At 63.4% G+C, this 764-nt stretch carries 1 protein-coding gene; it reads left to right on the plus strand.

The genetic code is table 11. The features are described from left to right. On the plus strand, nucleotides 1-764 hold a 764-nt coding region (locus tag A5695_RS00945), incomplete at both ends, for a cyclopropane mycolic acid synthase family methyltransferase (protein WP_068077151.1).

The raw sequence follows: 764 nt of genomic DNA on the forward strand, positions 1-764 counted from the left end.
CTGTTCCTCGACCCTACCCAGACGTACAGCTGCGCCTACTTCGAGCGCGACGACATGACGCTCGAAGAGGCGCAGCTCGCCAAGATCGACCTGGCGCTGGGCAAGCTGAAGCTGGAACCGGGTATGACGCTGCTGGACATCGGCTGCGGCTGGGGCGCGACCATGCGCCGGGCCATCGAGAAGTACGACGTGAACGTCGTGGGGTTGACGTTGTCGGAGAACCAGGCCGAGCACGTGCAGAAGACGTTCGACGAGATGGACACCCCCCGCACCCGACGGGTGCTGTTGGAGGGTTGGGAGAAGTTCCACGAGCCCGTCGACCGCATCGTCTCCATCGGCGCCTTCGAGCACTTCGGCCGCCAGCGCTACGGCCGCTTCTTCAAGATGGCCTACGAGGCGCTGCCATCCGACGGGGTCATGTTGCTGCACACCATCGTTCGCCCGTCCTTCAAGGAGGCCAGGGCGCGAGGCATGGGGCTGACCCACGAGATCGTGCACTTCTCGCAGTTCATCCTGACCGAAATCTTCCCCGGGGGCTGGCTCCCGACCCCCCAGACCGTCGGGGAGTACGCCGTCACGGCCGGCTTCGAGCTGACCCGGGTGCACTCGCTGCAGCTGCACTACGAGCGGACTCTCAATATTTGGGCGGAAAATCTAGAGGCCAATAAGGAAGCGGCCATCAGGATTCAGTCGCAAGAGGTCTACGACCGCTACATGAAGTACCTGGTCGGCTGCGAGGACTTCTTCCGCAAGGGCATCAGCAA

This window comes from Mycobacterium sp. E1747, assembly GCF_001667775.1.
Lineage (GTDB): Bacteria > Actinomycetota > Actinomycetes > Mycobacteriales > Mycobacteriaceae > Mycobacterium.